This window comes from Kitasatospora sp. NPDC057512, assembly GCF_042802135.1.
In the GTDB taxonomy this organism is placed as follows: Bacteria; Actinomycetota; Actinomycetes; order Streptomycetales; family Streptomycetaceae; genus Kitasatospora.
Window position 1 is genome coordinate 1 of record NZ_JBHVET010000509.1, and the last position, 6,517, is coordinate 6,517.

Here is a 6,517-nt window from a genome sequence, read left to right on the forward strand (position 1 = left end):
GGCCTCACCTGTCGTGCATCGTGCCTTGCGTCAGTGGAGCGTCAGTGCGGTGCCGTCCCCTCCTCTCAGGTGCCTCCCGCCCGTCAGTAGCGCGGGTCCACCCGGTAGGTCGGGTAGTCCGGCACGTACCAGTGGCTGGAGTGCCAGATGCCGAAGGTGAACCGGACCCCGTGGCTGCCCCGCTTGTTGGCGGCCTTGAGGAACTTCTTGCCGATGCTCTTCATCAGGTAGGACAGCGCCCACAGGACCCAGCCGGCGGCCCGGGCGGCGATGTGCGGGAGCTTCTTCAGGATCCCGGAGATGCCCTTGGAGATCTTGCTGGAGACGATCAGCAGACCGCCGATGGTGTTGCCCTCGGCCCGGCTGAAGTTGGCGACCCACTTCTTCTTCCAGGACAGGCCCGTCAGGTCGTCCATGGTGATCGGGTCGACCGGGTAGCCGTAGGCGTTCGGCGAGCCCTCCAGGACCGGGTCGGTCTGCAGGAACCGGCCGGTGGTCGGGTCGTACAGGCGCACGCCCATCAGGGTGAGGCCGGAGAGGCTGTCGGCCTCGCGCTGCGCCCCGCCGAGCCAGCCGTACCCGGCCGAGCCGGTGGCGTCGACGACGTTGCCGTACTCGTCGTAGTGGTAGACCGCGAGGTCCTCGGTGCCGTCGGGGGACATCTGGACGGACACGTCGCCGTGCAGGTTGGTCAGCAGCAGGACCGCGCCGCCGTCGGTGCCGGTGGCGGCCGTGAGCTGGCCGGTCAGGTCCAGGACGTTGCGGGTCAGCTTGCCGGCCGCGTCCTTGGACCAGGTCGGGCTGTCGTTGCCGCCGTCGAAGTGCCTGGTGTCCTGCGCGGTGACGGTCCAGGTGCCGTCGCTGCCCTTGGTCTCCGTGGTGGAGAGCGCCAGGCGGCCGGCGGCGTCCAGGTCCCAGGTCCTGCGGGTGTCGCCGAGGGTCTCGGTGCGGACCAGGTCGTTGGTGTGGTAGCCGACCTGGGTGCCCTTCGGCAGGGCGGTGGTGCGGCCGAAGGCGTCGTACACGTAGCCGGCGTCGGTGAGGCGGTCGGCGGTGTCGTAGCCGTGGGTCTCGGCCTGGGTGACGGTGTCGGCGGTGGCCGGGTCGCAGTCGTCGGTGGCGCCGGTGCGGTTGGTCCGGTTGCTGCTCCTGTCGAACGCGTACGTCCGGGTGGAGCAGGCCAGGCCGGTGCTGTCGGCGGCCTTGGTGAGGCGGCCGGTGGCGTCGTAGGTGTAGCCGCTGGTGGTGCTGTTGCCGTCGCTCTGGGTGCGGCCGGCCTGCTGTCCGTGGACGGTGAAGTCGGCGGTGTCGGCCAGCAGGACGGTGCCCGCCTGGTTGGTGTAGGTCTTGCCGGTCTGGACGCCCTGGCTGTCGTAGGTGCTGGTCAGGGTGTTGCCGCCGGGCATGGTCTGGGAGACCAGCCGGCCCTCGACGTCGTAGGAGGCGGTGAAGGTGCCGGCCACCGAGTCGGTCAGGGAGGTGGGCAGGCCGCGCGGGTCCTTGGCGGTGTCGTAGCCGTAGGCCACGGCGGACGGCACCGAGTCGGACTTCTTCACCGGGCGGTCGAGCTTGTCGTACTCGGTGGTGGTGACGTTGCCGGCGCCGTCGTCGTAGGAGACCGGGCGGCCGAGCCTGTCGTAGCCCTGGGTGATGGTGGCGTTGCCGTTGGTGGTGCTGGTCAGCTCACCGTTGGCGGGGTCGTAGCCGAACACCGTGTCGGCGACCGCGGTGCCGGTGCCGCCGCTGATCGAGGTCTTCACGGCGCGCCCGGCCGCGTCGTAGCCGCGGGTGGTGGTGCGGGTGACGCCGTTGGCGGTCTCGGTCTGGACCGTGACGTTGCCCCAGCGGTCGTACTGGAAGGTCTTCGTCGGCAGCTGGAGCGGGTTGGCGCCGCCGCCGGCGATCTGCGCGGCCGGGGCGATCGAGCAGACCAGGTCGGCCCACTCGGGGTGGCCGGCGCAGGCGCCGGTCCCGGTGCCGGTGTAGTAGGTGGTGACGGTGGTGGCCGCGTCGGAGCCGGTGGAGTTCGGGCGGCTCTGCGAGGTCACCCGGCCGCTGGCGTCGTAGCCGGTGCCGGTGGTGATCTTCAGGCCGGCCGGGTCCTGGACGGCCGTGGTGGGCAGGCCCTGGGCCCAGTCGTAGCCGGTGGCGGTGGTCCGGGTGTCGGCGTCGGCGGCGTAGCCGTCGATCCGGGCGCCGACCGTCACCGAGGTGGTCAGGTCGCTGACCGCGGCGTTCGCCGGGCGGCCCTCGTCGTAGCCGTTGACGGTGTGGGCGCGGGCCGGGACCTCGTCGCCGGCGGCGAGCGCCGGGGAGCTGCCGGAGGCGGCCACGCCGTGCTCCAGGGTGACCAGCTGCAGCGGGTCGTAACTCTCCAGCAGGCGCTTGCCGTCGGCCGAGTGGACCGAGGTCGAGGAGAGCACCTGGGCGCGGTCGGCCGTCGAGCGGCCGGCGATGCCGAGGGCGCGCAGCTTGTTCAGGTCGTTGCCGGTGGTGGCCAGGGCGAGGACGCGGTTCTCCGCGGAGAGGGTCCGCACCGGGCTGCCGTAGGCGTTGTACTCGGTGGTGGTGATGCCGCCGCCGGGGGTGGCGGTGTTGACCTCGCGGCCGGAGGCGTTGGTGTACGTCACCGAGGCGCGGTTGTAGCCGGCGGTGCCGAGCGCCTTGCCGTCGTGGGTGGCCGGGACGGCGTCGGGCGGCAGTACGGCGGTGGCGTCGGTCGGGGCGTCGCTCTGACCCCAGGCCGCGACGTCGGACGGCGCCAGCGGGTAGGGCGCGTTGGCGCCGCTGAGCGGGACGTCGTAGACGACCGAGGTGGTGGCGGTGCCGTCGGTGACGTCCTTGCTGCCCTGCTTGAGGGTGGGCCGGGAGGCGGCGAGCAGCATGCCGTCGCCGGCGGTGGCGGCGTTGCCGGCCTTGCCGTACTCCAGGGTCCACGGCAGTTCGCCGGGCTCGGTCACGGTGGTGACCCGGCCGGCCGCGTCGTAGCCGTACGCGGTCTTCAGCGCGGGGCTGATCCGCGGGTCCCAGACCTCGCGCAGCCGGCCCTGGGCGTCGTAGGCGTACTGCGAGACGGCGACGGGGGTGGCGGTGGCGGCGCCGGGGTCGGTGGACCACAGGCGGATCTGCTTCACCTGGCCGGCCGTGTCGCCCAGGGCGGTGGCGGTGGCGGTGGTGGTGTCGGCGTAGACGTACTCCAGCACCCGGCAGCCGGCCGTGGACGGCACGGCGGCGCAGTCGGCGGAGGCGGTCGCCGAGGACGGCGCGACCACGTACTTCGGGCGGGCCAGGGTCTTGCCGCCGGAGACGACCTTCTCCGAGACCACCGAGGTGGTCGAGTTGTCGCTGGGCAGCGAGGAGGCGGAGGCCTGCCAGGTGGTGGCGGCCGGGTCGACCTTGGCGAAGGTGACGGTGGTGCCGTCGGTGTCCTTCAGGGTGAAGGAGCCGGTGAGCGCACCGGTCAGGGTGAGGCTCTCGGCACCGGGCTCGGGCTTCCAGCCGCCGGCGCCGGTGGCGGTGAAGCCGGTCTCGGAGCCGTCCGCGGAGACCACCGAGAGGGAGGTCGCCGAGGTCTGGCGGAGGTAGGAGTAGGCGGCGTCGGTGAGCTCGGCGGTGGTGCCGGAGCTCCACTGCGGGCCGAAGATCGCCGCCTGGCCCTCCTGGGCCGAGCCGTTGGCGGGCCGGCGGGAGGAGAAGGAGCGCTCGGCGTGCAGGCCGAAGGCCTCGGCGTCGGTCTCGGAGAGGGTGAGGTCACCGGTGAGGGTGTTCACCTCGCCCGGGCCGACCTTGGTCTCCGGCGCGGTGCCCGCGTTGCGGTCGACCGTGACGGTGTTCGGCTCGGTGGCGTCGGTGGCGGTGCCGTCGGTGAACACCGCGCGGACGTCGACCGGGCCGTTCTCGGCCAGGGTGTCGGTGATGTTCCAGGTCAGCGCGGCCGGCTTGCCGCCGGGGGCGGTGAACGGCCAGGCGGTCACCGCCTTGCCGTCCGTGGTGGCGACGTTGGCGACCGGCACGTCCTTCCAGGTGTCCGTCTCGCCGCGCCGGTACTGGTAGCGCACCCCGGTGTACGTGCTGTTGCCCTCGGCCTGCAGCGAGGTGCGGCGGGCCGGGCGCTCGCCCGCGCCCGGCGCGACCAGGGCGGAGCCCTTGCCGGCGTAGAAGGCGTACGTCCTGTCGGCGGAGACGTTGCCCGCGGCGTCCCGGGTGTGCGCGGTGACGGTGTGGGAGCCCGCCTTGAAGGTGAGCTTGGCGCTGACCGGGGTGCCGGTGGTGGCCGCGGTGACCCAGGCCCCGCCGTCCAGCTTGTACTGGACGTCCTTCACGTCGCCGGTCGGCGGGGTGAAGGTGAAGGTGCCGCTGTAGGTGCCGTTGGCGTCCGGGGTGCCCGCCCACTGGCCGGCCGGGAAGTCACCGGAGGAGACGGTGGTCGCGCCCGGGGCGGTGGTGTCCACGGTGAACGTGCGGAAGGCGGACCAGGAGCTGTTGGCGGTGCCGTCCCAGGAGCGGGAGCGCCACTTGTAGGCGCCCGGCGCCAACTTGGTGCCCGGGGCCCAGGTGAAGGTCGAGCCGGAGGCGGCCATGGCGGTGCGGCCGGACTGGAGGGCCGCGGTGCCGTTGGACGCCCAGACCTCGAAGTCCAGGGCGATGTTGCCGCCGTCCGGGTCGGTCGCCTTGGCGGACAGCGTCGGTGTGGCGTCGTTGGTCAGCGCGGCGTCGGCCGGGGAGACCAGGGTGGAGACGCCCGGCGGGGTGTTGTACGTCACCGACAGGTACGGCGTGTTGGACGTCGCGTTGCCGGAGTTGAACTTCTTCCAGCCGTACGGGTCGGACTCGTCGGTGGCCCGGATGCCCAGGGTGTTGTTGGCGTTGCCGTTGGCGGCCCAGGCCTTGACCAGCGCGGTGATGTCCTGGTTCACCCAGCCGTCGTTGCAGGAACTGGAGTAGCCCTTGGTCGCGGTGGAGGTGGCCCACTTCCTGTTCCAGCCGGGCTGGGCCGTCCAGCGGGTGGCCGTGGTGGCCGTCCCGGTGTCCCAGACCTCCCAGCTCTTCGCGGTGCAGGACCAGCTGTGGAAGTTCCACAGGTTGAGCTTGCCGCCGGTGATCTGCTTCCCGCTGATCTTCGCCATCGGGAACTGCAGGAAGGAGCGGGCGACCTGGCCGGAGCCGTTGTTGCCCAGCTTCAGCTCGGTCTGCGAGGAGACGTCGGTGGCGTAGCCCTGCTGCACGAAGGTGTCGAAGCCGACGCCGATGTTGACCGCCGGGTCGATGGTCACCGGGTACTTCGTCTTCGGGTCGTTCAGGAAGGCGGCGTCCGGGGTCAGCGTCAGGTCGATCGCGTTCCCGTTCTGGACGACCTTCAGCGCGACCGGAGCGGTGCGGGTGTGGTCGCCGCTGCGCTCGTCGACCTGCGCGTCCCACATCACCGGCGCCGGCAGCTGGCCCTTCTCCTCGCCGGTCTTCGGGTCGAGGAACGACACCGAGTCGTCCGGGTTCTGCCGGGCCTGGAGGCCGGCCGCGTCCAGGGTGAGCGTCACGCTGCCGTTGGCGGCCACCGCCGAGCGGTCCTTGAGCTCCAGGAACTGCTCGAAGCCGGTCCGGGTGGACTCGATGACCAGGTCGGTGGCGGTGAGCGCGTCCGCGTACCGGGCCCTGGCGCCGTCCACGGTGGGGGCGGGCAGGGCGCCGCGCCAGGACAGCGACATCGCGGTGCCGTTGCCGTTGTCCAGCGAGACCAGCGGCGTGGCCGGGGCCTGCTGAGCGCCGGCCGGGGCGCCGGCGGCCTTGAACGCCGACGCGGTGGCGGGCGGGGTGGCGCCGGCCAGGGAGAGGTTGAGCGGGTGGCCCTTGGCCTTGACGCTGCCGTCCGACTGCCGCGCCAGGTCGACGTCGATCGGCTGGAGCCTGCCGGCCTTGTCCTTGTAGCGGACCGGGCCGGAGGCGAGGTCCAGCGTGGTGGTGCCGTCCGGGTTGATCCAGCTGGTGGTGGACTCGGTGCGCTCGTCGACCACCTCGATCCGGCGGTTCTCCAACCGGGCCTTGAGGTGGGCGGTGGCGATGTCCTTGGCCTCGGCCGGGCCCAGGGCCTTGGCGGGCTTCGGGGACTGCTCCGTGGTGACGGCGACGGCCTGACCGGTCGTCATGATGACGGCGGCGGCCTCGACCGAGAGCACCACCGCCAGGGCGACGGCGGTGTGGCGCAGCACGCCGTTGCCGCGGCGCGGTGCGGAGGGGGGCGGCGAGCCGGCTTCGGCCCGCTGCCGCGGTGATCCGCCCGTGGGGCGTGACATGGAACTCCTCGACTGGTCCGTACGGGAAGGAAAGGTGGTCGGAAAGCGGGGGGACGGCCGACGTGCTGATGGCGCGTCAGCCATGACGGGGTAAAGCGACAGCAATGAATCGGCCAATCTCCCGGACGGGAGGAACCGGTCGAAAGCCGTCTGTAAGGCCGGAAATCGCCCAGGTGCCCCCGGGGCGCGGGTCTCAGCGCGCCTCAGCGCGCCTCAGTGCGTCTCAGCGG

The 6,517-nt window shown here is 72.4% G+C and carries 1 protein-coding gene; it reads right to left on the bottom strand.

The features are described from left to right. Window positions 1–83: 83 nt before the first annotated feature. Window positions 84–6,287, bottom strand: a complete 6,204-nt coding sequence (locus tag ACFU6K_RS27725; RefSeq protein ID WP_380667472.1) for a DNRLRE domain-containing protein — start codon at window positions 6,285–6,287, stop codon at window positions 84–86. Window positions 6,288–6,517 lie beyond the last annotated feature (230 nt).

What these genes read in the sequence shown, in the direction of transcription:
- ACFU6K_RS27725 (WP_380667472.1), bottom strand. Translation starts at nt 6,287, where the DNA reads ATGTCACGCCCCACGGGCGGATCACCGCGGCAGCGGGCCGAAGCCGGC.